At 64.2% G+C, this 15,580-nt stretch carries 15 protein-coding genes; 8 read left to right on the top strand and 7 right to left on the bottom strand.

Going from position 1 to position 15,580, the window contains the following annotated elements; genetic code table 11:
* Nucleotides 1-79 precede the first annotated feature (79 nt).
* The 3 genes from DLM85_RS24235 to DLM85_RS24225 form a co-directional block, all read right to left on the bottom strand.
* Nucleotides 80-3,148, bottom strand: coding sequence for a sensor histidine kinase (locus DLM85_RS24235; protein ID WP_111480775.1), 3,069 nt, complete (start codon nt 3,146-3,148; stop codon nt 80-82).
* A 134-nt stretch (nt 3,149-3,282) separates the two neighbouring features.
* Complete coding sequence (locus DLM85_RS24230) at nt 3,283-3,486, bottom strand: SdpI family protein (RefSeq protein ID WP_133257264.1); 204 nt, start codon at nt 3,484-3,486, stop codon at nt 3,283-3,285.
* Nucleotides 3,462-3,656 (bottom strand): ArsR family transcriptional regulator, encoded by a 195-nt coding sequence (locus tag DLM85_RS24225; RefSeq protein ID WP_111480797.1) that lies wholly within the window; start codon nt 3,654-3,656, stop codon nt 3,462-3,464. The genes DLM85_RS24230 and DLM85_RS24225 overlap by 25 nt, the downstream gene beginning before the upstream one ends.
* Before the next feature lie 200 nt (nt 3,657-3,856).
* On the opposite strand from DLM85_RS24225, the gene DLM85_RS24220 reads away from it, so the two are divergent.
* From DLM85_RS24220 to ureG, 6 genes are all read left to right on the top strand, one after another.
* Nucleotides 3,857-4,468, top strand: a complete 612-nt coding sequence (locus tag DLM85_RS24220; RefSeq protein WP_133257263.1) for an urease accessory protein — start codon at nt 3,857-3,859, stop codon at nt 4,466-4,468.
* Between the two features lie 101 nt (nt 4,469-4,569).
* Nucleotides 4,570-5,307 (top strand): urease subunit beta, encoded by a 738-nt coding sequence (locus DLM85_RS24215; protein ID WP_111480772.1) that lies wholly within the window; start codon nt 4,570-4,572, stop codon nt 5,305-5,307.
* Between the two features lie 28 nt (nt 5,308-5,335).
* Nucleotides 5,336-5,833, top strand: a complete 498-nt coding sequence (locus tag DLM85_RS25250) for a hypothetical protein (protein WP_133257262.1) — start codon at nt 5,336-5,338, stop codon at nt 5,831-5,833.
* Nucleotides 5,834-5,836: 3 nt separating this feature from the next.
* Nucleotides 5,837-7,552, top strand: coding sequence for an urease subunit alpha (gene ureC, locus DLM85_RS24205; protein ID WP_111480770.1), 1,716 nt, complete (start codon nt 5,837-5,839; stop codon nt 7,550-7,552).
* Nucleotides 7,553-7,674: 122 nt separating this feature from the next.
* The gene (locus DLM85_RS24200; protein WP_111480769.1) at nt 7,675-8,346 is read left to right on the top strand and encodes an urease accessory protein UreF; all 672 of its coding nucleotides are present in this window, start codon (nt 7,675-7,677) and stop codon (nt 8,344-8,346) included.
* A gap of 102 nt (nt 8,347-8,448) precedes the next feature.
* Nucleotides 8,449-9,201 carry an urease accessory protein UreG gene (ureG, locus tag DLM85_RS24195; protein WP_111480768.1) on the top strand — a complete coding sequence of 251 codons (753 nt, stop codon included), beginning with the start codon at nt 8,449-8,451 and terminating at the stop codon, nt 9,199-9,201.
* A gap of 269 nt (nt 9,202-9,470) precedes the next feature.
* Here ureG and DLM85_RS24190 read toward each other — a convergent pair whose 3' ends face one another.
* Nucleotides 9,471-10,370, bottom strand: a complete 900-nt coding sequence (locus tag DLM85_RS24190) for an urease accessory protein UreD (protein ID WP_111480767.1) — start codon at nt 10,368-10,370, stop codon at nt 9,471-9,473.
* A 261-nt stretch (nt 10,371-10,631) separates the two neighbouring features.
* Between DLM85_RS24190 and DLM85_RS24185 the strand changes: the two genes are divergently transcribed.
* A complete protein-coding gene (locus DLM85_RS24185; protein ID WP_207891094.1) occupies nt 10,632-11,606 on the top strand; it encodes a phytanoyl-CoA dioxygenase family protein in 975 nt (324 codons plus the stop codon).
* Between the two features lie 16 nt (nt 11,607-11,622).
* On the opposite strand, the gene DLM85_RS24180 is transcribed toward DLM85_RS24185, so the two are convergent.
* Genes DLM85_RS24180 through aspS form a run of 3 tightly spaced genes read right to left on the bottom strand, consistent with a single transcriptional unit; the run spans nt 11,623 to nt 14,285 of the window.
* A complete protein-coding gene (locus DLM85_RS24180; RefSeq protein WP_111480766.1) occupies nt 11,623-12,012 on the bottom strand; it encodes a hypothetical protein in 390 nt (129 codons plus the stop codon).
* A gap of 56 nt (nt 12,013-12,068) precedes the next feature.
* Entirely contained in the window at nt 12,069-12,518 is a 450-nt protein-coding gene (locus tag DLM85_RS25245) for a hypothetical protein (protein WP_133257261.1), read from the bottom strand.
* A 6-nt stretch (nt 12,519-12,524) separates the two neighbouring features.
* Nucleotides 12,525-14,285: an aspartate--tRNA ligase gene (gene aspS / locus DLM85_RS24175; RefSeq protein ID WP_111480765.1), complete on the bottom strand. Its 1,761-nt coding sequence runs from the start codon at nt 14,283-14,285 to the stop codon at nt 12,525-12,527.
* A gap of 245 nt (nt 14,286-14,530) precedes the next feature.
* Here aspS and DLM85_RS24170 point away from each other — a divergent pair, with 245 nt between their 5' ends.
* Nucleotides 14,531-15,001 (top strand): hypothetical protein, encoded by a 471-nt coding sequence (locus DLM85_RS24170; RefSeq protein ID WP_111480764.1) that lies wholly within the window; start codon nt 14,531-14,533, stop codon nt 14,999-15,001.
* Nucleotides 15,002-15,580: the final 579 nt, after the last annotated feature.

The following is a 15,580-nucleotide window of genomic DNA, read 5'->3' as shown; positions in this document are numbered from 1 at the left end:
GCGCCGCGAGACATCTGGGTGAAGTCGTCTGCTGACAGGCTGGCCCAGATGTCTCGCGGCGCTCGACATGACACACCCGCTACTTCAGCGGCACACGCAGCTCCAGCCGGGTGCCCTGGCCGGGCGCGGTGTCGATGGTGAGCTGAGCTTTGATGGCGGCGGCGCGGCTGCGCATGTTGGTCATGCCGTTGCCGCCGCCCTGGGCCGGGGCTTTCGGGTCGAAGCCCACGCCGTCGTCCTCCACGCGCAGCACCAGGCTGCGGTTGTCGTAGTCGAGGGTGATGCGGGCAAATTCGGCCCGGGAGTACTTTGCCAGGTTGTTGACGGCCTCCTTGAACATCAGGAAAAACTCCCGCCGGGCACGCATGGGCAAGCGGTGCTCGGTCACGTCGGGCGCTACCTTGAAGATGAAGTCGATGCCACGGGCTTCGAGCACGTCGGAAGCGAAGCTGCGCATGCGCGAGGTGACAGACTCCATCGAGTCGTGCGCGGGGTTGATGGCCCACACGATGTCGTCCATGGAGTCGAGCATGCGGCGCGAGGAGTCGCCGATCTGGTCGAGCAGCTGCGAAGACTGCTCCGCGTTGCCGCGCTGCTGGTGGGTGCGGGCCAGCTGGCTCAGGATGCTGATGGAGGAGAGCGTAGAGCCCATGTCGTCGTGCAGGTCGCGGGCAATGTTGTGGCGCACGCGCTCCAGGGCCAGCAGCTGGCTCACGCGCACGCGGTAGGCCAGAAAGAGCAGGCCGAACACCAGCCAGCTGGCCAGGATGCGGAACCACCACGTCTGGTACCACGGCGGCTCCACCACCAGGCGCAGCGAGGCGCCCACGTTGTTCCACACCCCGTCGTTGTTCGCGGCCCGCACCCGAAACACGTAGGTGCCCGGGTCGAGGTTGGTATAGGTGGCCTGCCGCTGCGTGCCCGCGTCGATCCACTTGTCGTTGAAGTTTTCCAGCTTGTAGGCGAAGCGGTTTTTGTCGGACAGCCGGTAGTTCAGGGCCGCAAACTCGATGGAGAAAAAGTTGTCGCGGGGGCTGATGGTGAGCTGCCGGCTGGCCGTGATGCTGGTGTCGAGCGGGGCCCAGCGGTTGAACTTGCGGAAGCCCGTCAGCACCACGGGCGGGGGCTCGGCGTTGAAGCGCACGGCCGCGGGCTGAAAGGCCACGATGCCGTTGCCGCCGCCGAAGAAGAGGCGTCCGTCGGGGCTGCGCCAGTAGGCCCCGGCGTTGTGCTCGTCCTGGGGCAGCCCGTCGCGCGTGTCGTAGGTCCGAAACTCCTGGGTGCGCGGCGTGAAGCGGGCAATGCCCTTGTTGGTGGCGGCCCACAAGTGCTGTTGCGCGTCGAGGGCCATGCCGTAGATGACGTTGTTGGGCAGCCCGTCGGCCTCGCCGTAGTTCACGAAGCGGCCCCGCTCGGCGTCGATTAGGCAGGACAGCCCGCCGCCCTCGGTGCCCAGCCACAGCCGCCCCTGCGCGTCTTCGAGCATGCAGCGCACGTAGTTGTTGGCGAGGCTGTGCGGGTCGTCGCGGCGGGCCCGGAAGGAGCGGCAGTGGCCGGTGCGCGAGTCGAACTGGCTGATGCCGCCCCCGCCCACGCCCACCCAGAGGCGGCCCCGGCGGTCCTGGTACACGCAGCGCACGTAGTTGCTCCTGAGGCTGAGCGAGTCGTGGGGATTGTGGCGGTACACGGCGCACCGGCCACTCACCGGGTCAATCAGGTTCAGCCCGCCCTCGGTGCCCACCCAGATGCGCCCCTGCCGGTCTTCGTACACGCAGCGCACGTTGTCGTCGGAGAGGCTGGTGGGGTCGGTGGGGTTGTGGCGGAAGCGGCGGAAGCGGCCGGTGGCCGGATCGAGGTAGGCCAGGCCCTTGCTGCGGGTGCCCACCCACAGGCGGCCGGCGCGGTCGGGCAGCACGGCCCGGATAAAGTCTTCGGGCAGGGCCTGCGGATCGGCCGGGTTGGCGCGGTAGGTGGTCACGCGGCCCGTCACGGGGTCGTGGCGCAGCAGGCCGTTGGTTTCCGAGCCCACCCAGAGGTGCTGGGCCGCGTCCTGGGCTATGGCCCACACCGGCCCGGTGAAGCGCGCCGGAATGGGCTGAGAAAAGGCATTCGGGCGGGGCTCAAAGCTGGCCACGCCCTGGTCGGTGCCGGCCCAGAGCAGGCCCGAGCGGTCCTGAAACAAACTCACCACTTTGTCGGCGGGCAGGCTGCGCGGGTTGGGCTGGTGCTGCCACACGGTGAAGTAGTTGGCGGCGGCATCGTAGCGGCACAGGCCGCGGGTGGTGCCCACCCACACGCGCTCCTGCTGGTCGACCAGTACCGCGTTCAGCTCGTTGCTGGGCAGGCTGCCCACGCGGTTGGGCTCGTGGCGAAAGTGAGTCTTCTGATTGGTTTTCAGATCAATAAAGCACAACCCACCACCATCGGCGGCGGCCACCCACAGCCCGCCGCGGGGCGTGGCAGCCAGGGCCCGGATGGCGCTGCCGGGCGCCCAGTCGACCAGGGGCTGCAGCGTGCCCGTCGTCAGGTCGACGGCGCTGATGCGGCCCTCGCCGGTGCCCACCCACACGCGGCCGTCGGAGGTCTGGGTGATGGCCCGGATGGAGTTGCGGCGCACGTTGCCGCTCACCGACTGCACGTGCCGAAACTGCCGCACGCGCTTGGTTTTGGGGTCGAATAAATTCAGGGCCGTTTCGGAGCCGGCCCACACCCGGCCCTGCCGGTCGCAGAATACAGACCACACGAAACCGTCGGCAATGTCGCCTTCGCCGTAATTGTCGAAGGACTCCGTGAGCGGATTGTAGTAGGAAAGGCCGCCGCCACCGGTGCCCACCCACACGCCGCCGCGCGGGTCGGCGGCAATGTCCTGGATAAAGTTGCTGAGCAGGGTGCCGGGCCGGTGCTGGTCGCCGCGAAACACCCGAAACGAGGCCCCGTCGTAGCGGTTCAGCCCGTCCTGGGTGCCCAGCCACAGAAAGCCGGCGCGGTCCTGCGTCAGGCAGGACACGCTGTTTTCCGACAGGCCGCCCTGCGACGACAGGGTCCGGAACGTCAGGTTCTGGGCCCGGGCGGGCACGGCCAGCCAGCCGGTCAGCAAGGCAACAAGCAGGGGCAGCCAGGCGCGCTGCCGGCGCAGTACGGAACTCATCCCGTGCAAGGTAAGCTCGCCGCAGGCAGCTTGTCAATCACATGATTTTTCCGTCCGCAGCTTAGCCGGGCATTTCAGTACGCCGCGCCGCCACAGCACGTAGGATTACGCCGCCGCGCCCAGGGGCGCCAGCATCAGGGGGCCGGGCGCCAGCCAAGCAGCCCGGCGGCGCGGCGGGTGCGCTGCCCCACCATGGGGTTTTCCAGCGTCCAAGGCGTGCGGATGCCGGTGAAATAGTTGGGCGACATGGCAGTCAGGTAGTTGCCCAGCAGCACCCAGCGGTTGTCAATGTGGCCGGCCTGGGCCGCGTGGGTTACCAGCACGCTGAAGGCCGCCATGCCCGCCGCCAACACCAGGCCGGCCGGAGCAGGGCGAGCTGGTGCGAAATGCCAGGCCTTGACTTGGCGAAGTGGTCATATACATTACTGACACTCAGTGGCTGCTTGCGCAGAAGCGCCAGGATGGGGCGCCGGGTCGGGTCGTTCAGGGCTTTGCAAAGTGCGTTCAACAACGCAGCGCATTTAGACCGGCATCTGAATCCTTATCACAGCGAGCAGAAATCTACGCCTAAATCTTTACCCCCCATTACTACAAGGGGCGAAGGTTGTCGTTCTGCCTGTTTTCCTGCTTATACCCCCCGTCTTTGATAGCCCCAAAATCGATTTTATCTATTCCAAGCTTATATTGCCCCTTCAGTCCCAAGGCTGCATGCACGCACTTCTCCCCCTTTTATTCGCCGCCATCATGGGCCTGGGCCACGCCTTCGAGCCCGACCACCTGATTGCCGTCAGCCAACTGGTGGCCCGGCGCGACAGTACGCTGCTGGCGGTGAAGGACGGCCTGTACTGGGGCCTGGGCCACACCACCATGCTGGTGGTGCTGGGCAGCGTCATCCTGTTTGGCAAGCTCACGCTGCTATCCGGCGGCTATTTCGAAGTGCTGGTGGGCCTGGTGCTGGTGGGCATGGGCCTGGGGCGGCTGACCAACCGCGCCAACTTCGTGCCCACCCGCACCGCGCGCAGCCCGCACGCCTGGGCCTACGCCATCGGGCTGCTGCACGGGCTGGCCGGCAGCGGCGTGCTGGTGCTGGCGGTGCTCGGCGAGCTGCGCAACCCCTGGCTGGCGTTGGCCTACATCCTGGTGTTCGGGCTGGGCTCGGTGGTGGGCATGTTCGGGGCGGCCGGGCTGATGCACATTCCCTTCACCCGGCGCATGCGCCTGAGCCGCGCCCTTACCGGCTCGGTCGTGGCCGTGTCGTCGCTCCTCAGCATCGGCTACGGCGGCTGGATGGTGTATGAGCACTTATGGTCAAATGGCTGAACCGTTAAATGGTTGGTTGTCGACCATGCAGTTGTCTGCCCCTCCCCCTGCCTTTCCCTTTCCGCACCGTCAGCCCACCCAGCCATTTAACCATTTACCTGATGCACCTCTCGCCCAAAGACCTTGACAAGCTGGTGCTGCACCAGGCCGGCGTGGTGGCCCAGAAGCGCTACGCCCGCGGCCTGCGCCTGAACTACCCCGAAGCCGTGGCCCTGCTGGCCACGCAGCTGCTGGAATTCATCCGCGACGGGGAATCGGTGGCGACGCTGATGGACAAGGGCAAGCAGATTCTGGGGCTGCAGGACGTGCTGGATGGCGTGGCCGCGCTGCTACCCGAGGTGCAGGTGGAGGGCAACTTCCCCGACGGCACCAAGCTGGTGACGGTGCACGAGCCCATCTGCCGCGAAACCGGCTCGGCCGAACTGGCCCTCTACGGCTCCGGCCTGACGCGCCGCCCCGCAACGGCTTCACCCGATACGCTCATCAACGAGGTGCCGGGCGAGTACCTGCTGGCCGAGGCGCCGCTGACCTTGAATGCGGGCCGCGAGACGGTGGAAATCGAAGTAACGAATATGGGCGACCGGCCGGTGCAGGTTGGCTCGCACTACCCGTTCTTCGAAACCAACGCCCGGCTGGAGTTCGACCGCGCCGCCGCTTACGGCTACCGGCTCAACATCCCGGCGGGCACGGCCGTGCGCTTCGAGCCGGGCGAACGGAAGCGCGTGACGCTGGTGGCGCTGGCCGGGGAGCGGGTGGTGTATGGGGGGAATGGGTGGATTAATGGGGCGCTGGATGATGCTAGGTCAAAGGAGGCTACACTTTCTAAGCTACCTCATTAAATCGGCTGGACGCCTTTGTTACACCAGTATGGAAAGATTAAAAAATTCACTAGCAACTATCCTAGGCGTTTTGGCGGTTGGTGGCTTTCTATTGCTGGCGCTTCCCTTTATTCCTTTTATACTGGCTTATAATTATCTGGAAGAGCGACAGTTTCAGCGGCAATACCAACGTTTTTTACTGGAAGCCAACGGAGCGAAATTCTTCTGTTACAACAACCGCAAAAGCAGTGTTGCCTTCGCGCAAGACGAGGTAGTGCCACTGCTTGATTCGGCAGTACGCGTCGTGTTTGTGGAAGGTAGTGCGGTCAACGCCAGTGCCGATAAAGCATTTATTTCTCGCATGCTGCACAGTATCAAAGAGCGAAAAGGCTTTCCGTACCTGCTCAAGATTGTTGATGGACAAGTGCTGCCTTACTCGGTGAACAATCAGTTCTACAACTGCCTAGTTCAGCAAAAGCCATTGGAGCCCTTGCTGACCACCATTCAAGCCTTTTACAGTTCGCCGGCCCTTTTTCTGTCGAAATAGCCTATGTCCCTCTCCCTAGCCCGGCGCGCCTACGCCGATATGTACGGCCCCACGGTGGGCGACCGGGTGCGCCTCGGCGACACCGACCTCGTGATTGAAGTCGAGCAGGACTACTGCGTGTACGGCGAGGAATGCAAGTTCGGCGGCGGCAAGGTGCTGCGCGACGGGATGGGCCAGGCCGCCGGCATCAGCCAGGCCGAGGCGCTGGACCTGGTCATCACCAACGCCCTGGTGCTCGACTACACCGGCATCTACAAGGCCGACATCGGAGTGAAAAACGGGCGCATTTCGGGCATCGGCAAGGCCGGCAACCCCCACATCATGCCGGGCGTGACCGAGGGCATGACGGTGGGTGTGACGACGGAAGTCATTGCCGGCGAGGGGCTCATCCTCACCGCCGGCGGCATCGACTGCCACATCCACTTCATTAGCCCCCAGCAGATACCCGAAGCCCTGGCCTCGGGCGTGACGACGATGGTGGGCGGTGGCACCGGTCCGGCGGCCGGCACCACCGCTACCACCTGCACGCCCGGCGCGTTTTACATCGAGATGATGCTCAAGGCCACCGAGGCCTGGCCGCTCAACTTCGGCTTCCTGGGCAAGGGCAACTCGTCCCGGCCCGAGGGCCTGCGCGAGCAGGTGGAGGCTGGCGCCCTGGGCTTCAAGCTGCACGAGGACTGGGGCACCACCCCGGCGGCCATCGACCAGTGCCTGACCATTGCCGAAGAATACGACGTGCAGGTGTGCATCCACACCGATACGCTCAACGAAAGCGGCTTCGTGGAAACCTCGACGGCGGCGTTCAAGGGGCGCACCATCCACAGCTACCACACCGAGGGCGCGGGCGGCGGCCACGCGCCGGACATCATCAAAATCTGCGGAGAGCCGAACGTCATTCCGTCGAGCACCAACCCCACGCGGCCCTTCACGGTGAATACCATCGACGAGCACCTGGACATGCTCATGGTCTGCCACCACCTCGACCGCAACATTCCCGAAGACGTGGCCTTCGCCGAAAGCCGCATCCGGGGCGAAACCATTGCCGCCGAGGACATTCTGCACGACATGGGCGCGCTGAGCATCATTTCGTCCGACTCGCAGGCCATGGGCCGGGTGGGCGAAGTCATTACGCGCACCTGGCAGACGGCCCACAAGATGCGCCAGCAGCGCGGGCCGCTGCCCGAGGACGACGGCCGCGGGCACGACAACTTCCGCGCCCGGCGCTACGTGGCCAAGTACACCATCAACCCCGCCCGCGCCCACGGCTTCAGCGACGAAATCGGCTCGGTGGAAGTGGGCAAGCTGGCCGATCTGGTGCTCTGGAAATCGGCTTTTTTCGGTGCCCGGCCCGAAATGGTCGTCAAAGGCGGCATCATCGTGCAAAGCCAGATGGGCGACGCCAACGCCTCCATTCCCACGCCCCAGCCCTCGTTTTCGCGGCCCATGTTCGGCTCCTTCGGCGCGGCCCTCGGGCCGACATCGGTGGTGTTCGTGTCGCAGGCCTCGGTGGCGCACGTGCGGCAGCAGTACGGGCTGCGCAAGCGGGTGGTGGCGGTGAAGGGCTGCCGAAGCGTGCAGAAGCGCGACATGGCCCTGAACGACTACCTGCCCAACATCGAGGTGGACCCGGAAACCTACCGCGTCACCGTCGACGGCGTGCACCTGACCTGCGAGCCGGCCACCAAATTGCCGCTGGCCCAGCTGTATAATTTGTTTTAGAACCGAGACATGGGATTGTGAGACATGAGAAGTGGGACGAGCGTCAGCAACGGTTTCGTTGAGCGGTGCCGTTGCTGACGCTCGTCCCACTTCTCGTGTCTTATAGCCTCACTTCTACCCACATGCACTTCGCCCGCCTGCTGCACCTCACGGATTCCGCCATTCCGACGGGCGCCTTCGCGTACTCGTACGGGCTGGAGAGCAGCGTCGCGTTCGGGCTGGTGCGCACGGGGTTTGAGCTGCGCAACTACCTCTACTCCTTTCTGCAGCAGGCGGCCAGCCTGGAGCTGCCGTTTCTGCTCAGCTGCTGCCACCACGCCAGCCTCGATGCGGGCCTGCTGGCCGTGGCCGAAGAGTACGACGCCTTGCTGCTGGTGCCCGCGCTGCACCGCGCCAGCCTGGTGCAGGCCAAAAACTGGCTGCGGCTGCTCGAATCGTTTTACCCCGACGCCCACCTGGCCGAGCTCACCGCCTGGCACGAACACGCCGGGCGGCCGCTGCACTTCGTCCCGGCCTTCGGCCTGGCCCTCACGCGCCTGGGCTGCGCCGCCCCCGATATCCAGACGATGTACCTGCACATGGCCCTGCGCGACCAGATCAGCGCGGCCATCCGCCTGGGCGTCATCGGCCCGATGGAGGGCCACCGCCTGCAGCACGACTTCTACGCGGTGTTCGACGAGCTGCTGACTCAGCACGCCGGCCGCGGCTACCAGCAGGCCACGCGCTCGGCCTTCCTGCTCGACACCGCCCAGACCCTCCACGACGACATTTACTCCAAGCTGTTTCAAAACTAGTATGGGACAATGAGACATGAGAAGTGAGACGGACGACTTGTTTAAGGGGTCGTTACTGAAGCCTGTCTCACTTCTCATGTCTCATCCTCTCACCTCTCCCTTATGGCCTTCGTCGACAAACTTGCCCTGCTGCTCCACGGCCACAACCCGCACGAGTACTACGAGTCGCCGGGCGACTTCAACGCGCGCGACACCCGCCAGCTGCCCTCCTACCGCAACTTCCGCAAGCGCGCTTTCACGGTGGGCATCGGCGGGCCGGTGGGCACCGGCAAGACGGCCCTGCTCAAGGCCCTGTGCGAGCAGCTGCGCGACGGGTTCGAGCTGGGCGTGGTCACCAACGACATCTTCACCCGCGAGGACGCCGAGTTTCTGACCCGCCACAACGCCTTGCCGCCCGAGCGCATCGTGGGGGTGGAAACCGGCGGCTGCCCCCACGCGGCCATCCGCGAGGACATTTCGCTGAACATGAACGCGCTGGAGGGCCTCATGCAACGCTTCGGCCAGCTGGATTACCTGTTCGTGGAAAGCGGCGGCGACAACCTGGCGGCCCACTTCAGCCGCGAGTTGGTCGACTACTCCATCTACGTCATCGACGTGTCGGGCGGCGACAAGGTGCCGCGCAAGGGCGGGCCGGGCATCACGCAGTCGGATTTGCTGGTCATCAACAAAATCGACCTGGCCGAGCTGGTGCGCGCCGACCTCGCGGTGATGGAGCGCGACGCCCGCAAGATGCGCGGGGAGGGCCCGTTCGTCTTCGCCCGCGCCCTCGATGGCCACAACCTCGACGTCATCATCGCGCACATTCACCAAGCCAAAGCCCGCGCCCTGGCCTCGGTGCGCGAAGACCGGCGGTAACCTCATGCGACGGTGGCCCCCATCGTCATTGCGCACGAACCGAAGGTCGACATCGTCAAGCGCGGCAACCACCGGAAGGCATAGCCAATCAGGCCGCTCGCGGCACAACGCTACAAGCAGCACCGCCCGCAACCTCGCGTCTGCAGATTCGGGCAGTGCTTTCTGGGCTTTGGCCAGTTGTAACGGCGGCGCTACTGGAGGAAAGATTGGCGCCGCTTAAGGCGCTGACTGTCATTCTTTCTCGCAATGACGGCCGGTGCCACAGCCGCTTAGTACTTCCGTTCCCACGGATTGTAGCCCAGCACGTCCTCGGCGGCGACGAGCTGCATCAGCGCCGCCAGCAGCGGCTGCAGATCGAGGCGGCGGCGGGCGGCGGCGCGCAGCACGTACACGTCTTCGCGGGCCGGCACCACCGTCAGCGCGCAGGCGTGCGCGGGCAGGTGGAAGTGCAGCTCGCGGCGGCCGGGCATCTGCAGCGCCAGCAATGCGGCCCCCAGGCGCTCAAACCGCTCCTCGCCGGGCGTGCCCACCAAGTACACCGACAGCGTGGTTTGGTACTGCTGAAAGTTGGCCGGCGAGGCGGCAATGTGCGCGGCCGGCTCGAAGCTGAACCGGTCGAGCACGCGCAGGTGGCCAGCCCGGCGCACGCGCAGCTCGGCGTGGTACGCATCGAAGGCAAATTGCTCCCCGGCATCGGTGCGGCCGGCGCTAAACCAGTCGGCCAGCAGCAGCAGGGCGCCGGGCTGCACCTGCCAGTGCTGCACCTGCCGGTAGCGGCTGCCCGCCTGCGGCACCACCGGGTCGGGGAATACCACGGCCGCGGCCCCGGCTTCCACTTCGCCCTCGGTGAGCTGCTCGGCCACGGCCCCGCCGCCCGAGCGGTAGACCTTGGTGCTGGCCTGGGAGCCGAGAAACAGCTGCGTCCCCGCCCGGGCCCGCACCCGCAGCCGAATCACGTCGCCGGCCAGCAGACCGCCGCCGTAGCTGGACAGCACCACGTGGCAGGCCGCCGCATTGGAGCGCGGGTTCAGCAGCTTCAGGGGCTGCACGCTGCGGCTGCCGACGAGGCGCGAGTGGCCGCGCACCAACGCCACGTCGATTTCGCTCCAATTTTCGCGCGCAGGTGCCGCCGGAAGCGCGGCCAGATGGTCGGGTAACGGCGTTGTCATTCGGCGCTAATATCCGGCTTTCTAGGGTAGTTCCGCGCTATTGGGCCCGCACCCCGGCAGGCGCCGACAGCACAAGCCGGTTTTCGCGGCGTCCTGGTCGGCCGCGCTGATTTTGATTGCCGCAATGGGTAGCTTCCCTTTACCTTGCCGCTACCATCCCCGCGCATTGGTCCCGGGAATTACCAGAGTCTTTAAACGCGAATGATTATGCCGCATCAGCTGGCCAGCTTAGAGGAAACCGGGGAGTTGGGAGTTCAACATTTGAAGCGTTTCTGGTCGCAGACGCTGGCCGCGCGCAACGGCACGTTTATCGAACCAACGGCAAAAGACTGGCGCCTCGACAACCTGTTGCTGAACGGACTGGGGCTGCCGCTCGAAGAAACCCTGCAGTATCTGGGCAATTTCGCCCCCAGCTTTGCGGAGTTTGAACGCTGGGTGCTCAGCAAGCACGACGGGCAGTTGGACCCGTTGCAGGTGGCGCGCCTCAACAGCCTGTTTTCCGGCCGGCCCTACCCCGGCGAACTGCAGCAACACCTGCGGGCGGTGGAGCAGGCGCCGGACGTACTCAGCGCGGAGGACCTGGCGTTCTGGGACGAGCACGGCTACGTGATTCTGCGCGGGGCCATTCCGAAAGAGCAGGCCCGGGCCACGGAACAGGCCGTGTGGGAAGCCCTGGGCATGAAGCCAGAGGCCCCGGCCACCTGGTACCAGAAACCCATCGGCAAGGGCATCATGATGGAGTTCTACCATCACCCCACGCTGCGGGCCAACCGGCAGTCGGCGCGCATCCACAAGGCCTTTGCCCAGCTCTGGCAAACGGCCGACCTCTGGATGACCACCGACCGCACCAGCTTCAACCCGCCCGAAACGCCCAAGCTTCCTTTCCAGGGCCCGCGTCTGCACTGGGACATGAGCCTGGAACCGCCCTTCCGCTTCGGCACCCAGGGCCTGCTCTACCTCTGCGACACGCCAGCCGAGCAGGGCGCCTTTTGCTGCGTGCCCGGCTTTCACCGCACCCTGCCCGCGTGGCTGGCCAGCCTGCCGCCCGGCACCGACCCGCGCCAGGTGAACCTGGACGCGCAGGCCGTGCCCATTGCCGCCGAAGCCGGCGACTTCGTCATCTGGCACCACGCCCTGCCCCACGGCAGCAGCCCCAACCGCGGCCGCTACCCGCGCATCGTGCAGTACCTGAACATGTACCCGGTGGAGTTCAAGGAGAATCTGGCGTGGCTGTGATAAACGCGCTGGCTTATTACAGACTCAGGTATCCAGGGCTTGGATGCTCTGTTTCGAGATACACCAGTTGGTTACTGCCCAGAATCAGCAGCGTAGATTCTTGGCCGACCACAGTATCTATTGCCTGCTCGGTGGGAAGCTCCAGACCATTTATCCTATCATCAAATGAAATGATATACCCTGACTTTAGCTTCAGATCAAGCGCTTTGCGCACCACCTCAGCCTTGCTCTTATCAGGATGGGTCCGCAGCTCCCGAAACAAGCTATGATCAAGATGCTGCCCGTGCTGAAGCATAGAAGCGATGTGCCCATTGCTTTTCCCTCTCTCTAGGAAATACAGATAGCTAGGTCGCCTGTTTTTGACAATAAACTTGCGGATGAATGCTTCTTCTAAATCTGGACGCATAACGTGAAAATACGACAAGCGGCACCTGATGTATCAGGCACCGCTTGTCGTTTGGATTAGCCAACGGTGTACTTCTTCAGCCACACCCGTAATGTTCGAACATCCACCGCCAGATCGTTAGCCGGAATGCTCTGCAATTCAATCTGGGTGTTGCTGCCACGTTGTGCGATACTCAGGTGCAAAGAGGTGGCACCACGGGTACTGGTATGAGTTTGCATAACTGCCACAACCTGATGCCAGGTTTTGAAACCCAGTTGAGCGGTCCATATTCCGGAACGGCCGAATTTTATTACTGGGCCGTTGACACGTGCCCTTCTCACAGCGCGAACTGATATGAAAAGCGCCGCACCGCCAAGAAATAAAGCTCCCCAGTAATTCCCCATTACGGCTGTAAAGATGCCAAGCCCAAGGAAAATCAAAACCCAGAATCCATCGGCGGCGATGCTACTCTGCGAATAGTAAATTTCGTGCTCGAAGGCTTGGGCTTTGCCCTTCTTTTGACTCACCTTCTGCTACTTCCCCGTTTCCACCTTGGTATCGATGCTCAGCTCCTTGAGCTGGGCGGCCGAAATTTCCGAGGGCGAGTCAATCATCACGTCGCGGCCGGAGTTGTTTTTGGGGAAGGCAATGAAGTCGCGGATCGAGTCGGCGCCGCCGAACATGGAGCAGAGGCGGTCGAAGCCGAAGGCAATGCCGCCGTGGGGCGGGGCGCCGTACTCAAAGGCGTTGAGCAAGAAGCCAAACTGCGCCTCGGCCTCCTCGGGCGAGAAGCCCAGCAGCTCGAACATGCGCGCCTGCACGCCGCGGTCATGAATACGGATGGAGCCGCCGCCGATTTCAGTGCCGTTAATCACCAGGTCGTAGGCGTTGGCGCGCACCTCGCCGGGCTTGGTGTCGAGCAGGGGCACGTCCTCGGGCTTGGGCGAGGTGAAGGGGTGGTGCATGGCGTAGTAGCGGCCGTCCTCTTCGTTGTATTCCAGCAGCGGGAAATCGAGCACCCACAGCGGGCGGAAGTCCTCCTTGTTGCGCAGCCCGAGGCGCTGGCCCATTTCCAGGCGCAGCTCGTTGAGGGCCTTGCGGGTTTTGTCGGCCGGGCCGGCCAGGATGAGCAGCAAGTCACCCGACTGGGCGCCGAAAGCTTCCTTCCACTGCTGCAGCACTTCTTGGCTATAGAACTTGTCCACCGACGACTTTACGGTGCCGTCGGGCTCCACGCGGGCGTACACCAGCCCGGTGGCGCCCACCTGCGGCCGCTTCACGAAGTCGGTCAGCTCGTCGAGCTGCTTGCGGGTGAAGCTGGCGCAGGTGTTGGCGTTGATGCCCACCACCAGCTCGGCGTTGTCGAACACCGGGAAGCCCTGGCCTTTGGCCACCTCGTTCAGCTCCACAAACTCCATGGCAAAGCGCGTGTCGGGCTTGTCGGAGCCGTAGCGGCGCATGGCGTCGGCGTAGGTCATGCGCGGAAACTCGCCCGGATCGAAGCCCTTCACCTCGATGAACAGCTGGCGCGTGAGGCCCTCGAAGGTCTGCAGGATGTCTTCCTGCTCCACGAAGGCCATTTCGCAGTCGATCTGGGTGAATTCGGGCTGGCGGTCGGCGCGCAGGTCCTCGTCGCGGAAGCACTTCACGATCTGGAAGTAGCGGTCGAAGCCCGACACCATCAGCAGCTGCTTGAACGTCTGCGGCGACTGGGGCAGGGCGTAGAACTGCCCGGGGTTCATGCGCGAGGGCACCACGAAGTCGCGGGCGCCTTCCGGGGTGCTCTTGATGAGCACGGGCGTCTCCACCTCCAGGAAGCCCTGCCCGTCGAGGTAGCGGCGCACCGACTGCGCGAGGCGGTGGCGCAGCTCCAGGTTGCGGCGCACCGGGTTGCGGCGCAAATCGAGGTAGCGGTACTTCATGCGGGCCTCGTCGCCACCGTCCGTCTCGTCTTCGATCAGGAAGGGCGGCAGCTTGGCCGGGTTGAGCACCGTCAGGGTATCGGGGCGGATTTCGACGTCGCCGGTGGGCAGGTTGGCGTTTTTGCTGTAGCGCTCGGCCACGCGGCCCGTCACGCTCACCACAAATTCGCGGCCCAGCTCGCGGGCCTGCTCGCGCAGCTGCTCGGCTTCCACGCCCTGCTCGAACACCACCTGGGTGATGCCGTACCGGTCGCGCAGGTCGAGGTAGAGCAGGGCGCCCTTGTCGCGGGTGCGCTGCACCCAGCCGCTGAGCGTAACGGTTTGACCAACATGTTCCTGGCGCAAGTCGCCGCAGGTGTGGGTTCGGAGCATAATTCGCAGGGTAAGCCCGCGCCGCGGGGCAGGCGGCAGCCGGGGTCGTTCGGGCCACTTGGAAGCAGCCGCACAATCAATTTCGGAGCCGGCAAAGATAGGCAAGCCGCGCGCCCGATTGGCACGTACAAGGCGCGTTGTGCAATTTGGCCCGGAATGTGCAACGGGCCGCTCAGCCGCCTGCTTGGCTCCTTCACCTGTCATTTCATCGTTTGTCCGCTTTCTTGCGGAAACTCTTTCGCCCCATGAAACGCTCCGTTTACCTGCTCGCTGCTACCGCCCTGCTCACCGTTTCGGCCGCGCAGGCCCAGACCAAGGTCAAGACCAAAACCAAGTCGGAAACGACCGGCACCCAGATCAAGTCCAAGTCGGAGGCCGAGCCGCTGGTGCTCGACGGCGGCATCAAGCGCGTGGAAACGCTGTCGGGCATCGACGTGTTTCCCAAGCCCAACTCCAACGCCGTGCTGCTGAGCTTCACCCAGCAGTTTACCAAGCCCGGCACACTCACCATGACCAACTACAAGAAGGCCGTGGTATATCAGCAGGCCCTCGACCCGGCCACCCACACCGGCGCCCCCGTCGATCTGGGCCACATCCCGGCCGGCACCTACCTGGTGGAAGCCAAAATCGACAACTACCTGTACTGGAAGAAGGTGAACATCAAGTACCCGTCGACGCCGGTGTCGAGCACGAAGAAAAAGAAGGGACTGTTTTAGTAGTATCCGGCCGTGGCCTGGTTCTATCCCTAGCCTTGATTGTTACCGCGCCGCCTGGCTTATCAGGTGCGGCGCGGTATTTTTATGGGCGCACCGCGCCTGCCGCCACCCGCGCTGAGCGGAAGTCCGACGGCATTTTCTGCGGCCCACGCGTGCCCAACGCATCCTGACCTAGAACTCTGAACAAATCCCGGTATTTTTGCCAGCTGAACCATTATGCCTTTTCGACAGCGACGCCGTTGTCCGCTCAGGTTTGCAATGCAGCACCGCTTCGCAATCAACTCCAACTACAGTTCTGCAGGCCCGTCGAGCAATCTAATTCTTCGCTCTTCACGCCCGCCTGCACTTCAACTTCCAATAGCCTTGATAAACCGTCATTGATGGAACAAAATAATACAGCGTTTGCAGCGGCACCAGCGACCGTAGAGAATAAGAATCAAGGTAAAAAATATGGTAGTGGCTCAACGAGGGTGTCGCGTGGCGTTGTAGTCGTGTAGGAACAGGTGGATGCAAGCGTCGAGCAGCTTCAGAGAGCGGGAGAAGGAGAGGGATTTGCGCACGAGGCGGCCGATACGGGCG

This window comes from Hymenobacter edaphi (assembly GCF_003258365.1).
Lineage (GTDB): Bacteria > Bacteroidota > Bacteroidia > Cytophagales > Hymenobacteraceae > Solirubrum > Solirubrum edaphi.
The sequence above is the reverse complement of the archived record's forward strand: the minus strand, read 5'-3'. Positions and strand labels throughout refer to the sequence as shown.

Coding starts and splice junctions, on each gene's coding strand:
- DLM85_RS24190 (WP_111480767.1), bottom strand. CDS start 10,370: ATGACAACGCCGTTACCCGACCATCTGGCCGCGCTTCCGGCGGCACCT.
- ureC (WP_111480770.1), top strand. CDS start 5,837: ATGTCCCTCTCCCTAGCCCGGCGCGCCTACGCCGATATGTACGGCCCC.
- DLM85_RS24235 (WP_111480775.1), bottom strand. CDS start 3,148: ATGAGTTCCGTACTGCGCCGGCAGCGCGCCTGGCTGCCCCTGCTTGTT.
- DLM85_RS24200 (WP_111480769.1), top strand. CDS start 7,675: ATGCACTTCGCCCGCCTGCTGCACCTCACGGATTCCGCCATTCCGACG.
- DLM85_RS24230 (WP_133257264.1), bottom strand. CDS start 3,486: ATGGCGGCCTTCAGCGTGCTGGTAACCCACGCGGCCCAGGCCGGCCAC.
- DLM85_RS24180 (WP_111480766.1), bottom strand. CDS start 12,012: ATGCGTCCAGATTTAGAAGAAGCATTCATCCGCAAGTTTATTGTCAAA.
- DLM85_RS24215 (WP_111480772.1), top strand. CDS start 4,570: ATGCACCTCTCGCCCAAAGACCTTGACAAGCTGGTGCTGCACCAGGCC.
- aspS (WP_111480765.1), bottom strand. CDS start 14,285: ATGCTCCGAACCCACACCTGCGGCGACTTGCGCCAGGAACATGTTGGT.
- DLM85_RS24220 (WP_133257263.1), top strand. CDS start 3,857: ATGCACGCACTTCTCCCCCTTTTATTCGCCGCCATCATGGGCCTGGGC.
- DLM85_RS24170 (WP_111480764.1), top strand. CDS start 14,531: ATGAAACGCTCCGTTTACCTGCTCGCTGCTACCGCCCTGCTCACCGTT.
- DLM85_RS25250 (WP_133257262.1), top strand. CDS start 5,336: ATGGAAAGATTAAAAAATTCACTAGCAACTATCCTAGGCGTTTTGGCG.
- ureG (WP_111480768.1), top strand. CDS start 8,449: ATGGCCTTCGTCGACAAACTTGCCCTGCTGCTCCACGGCCACAACCCG.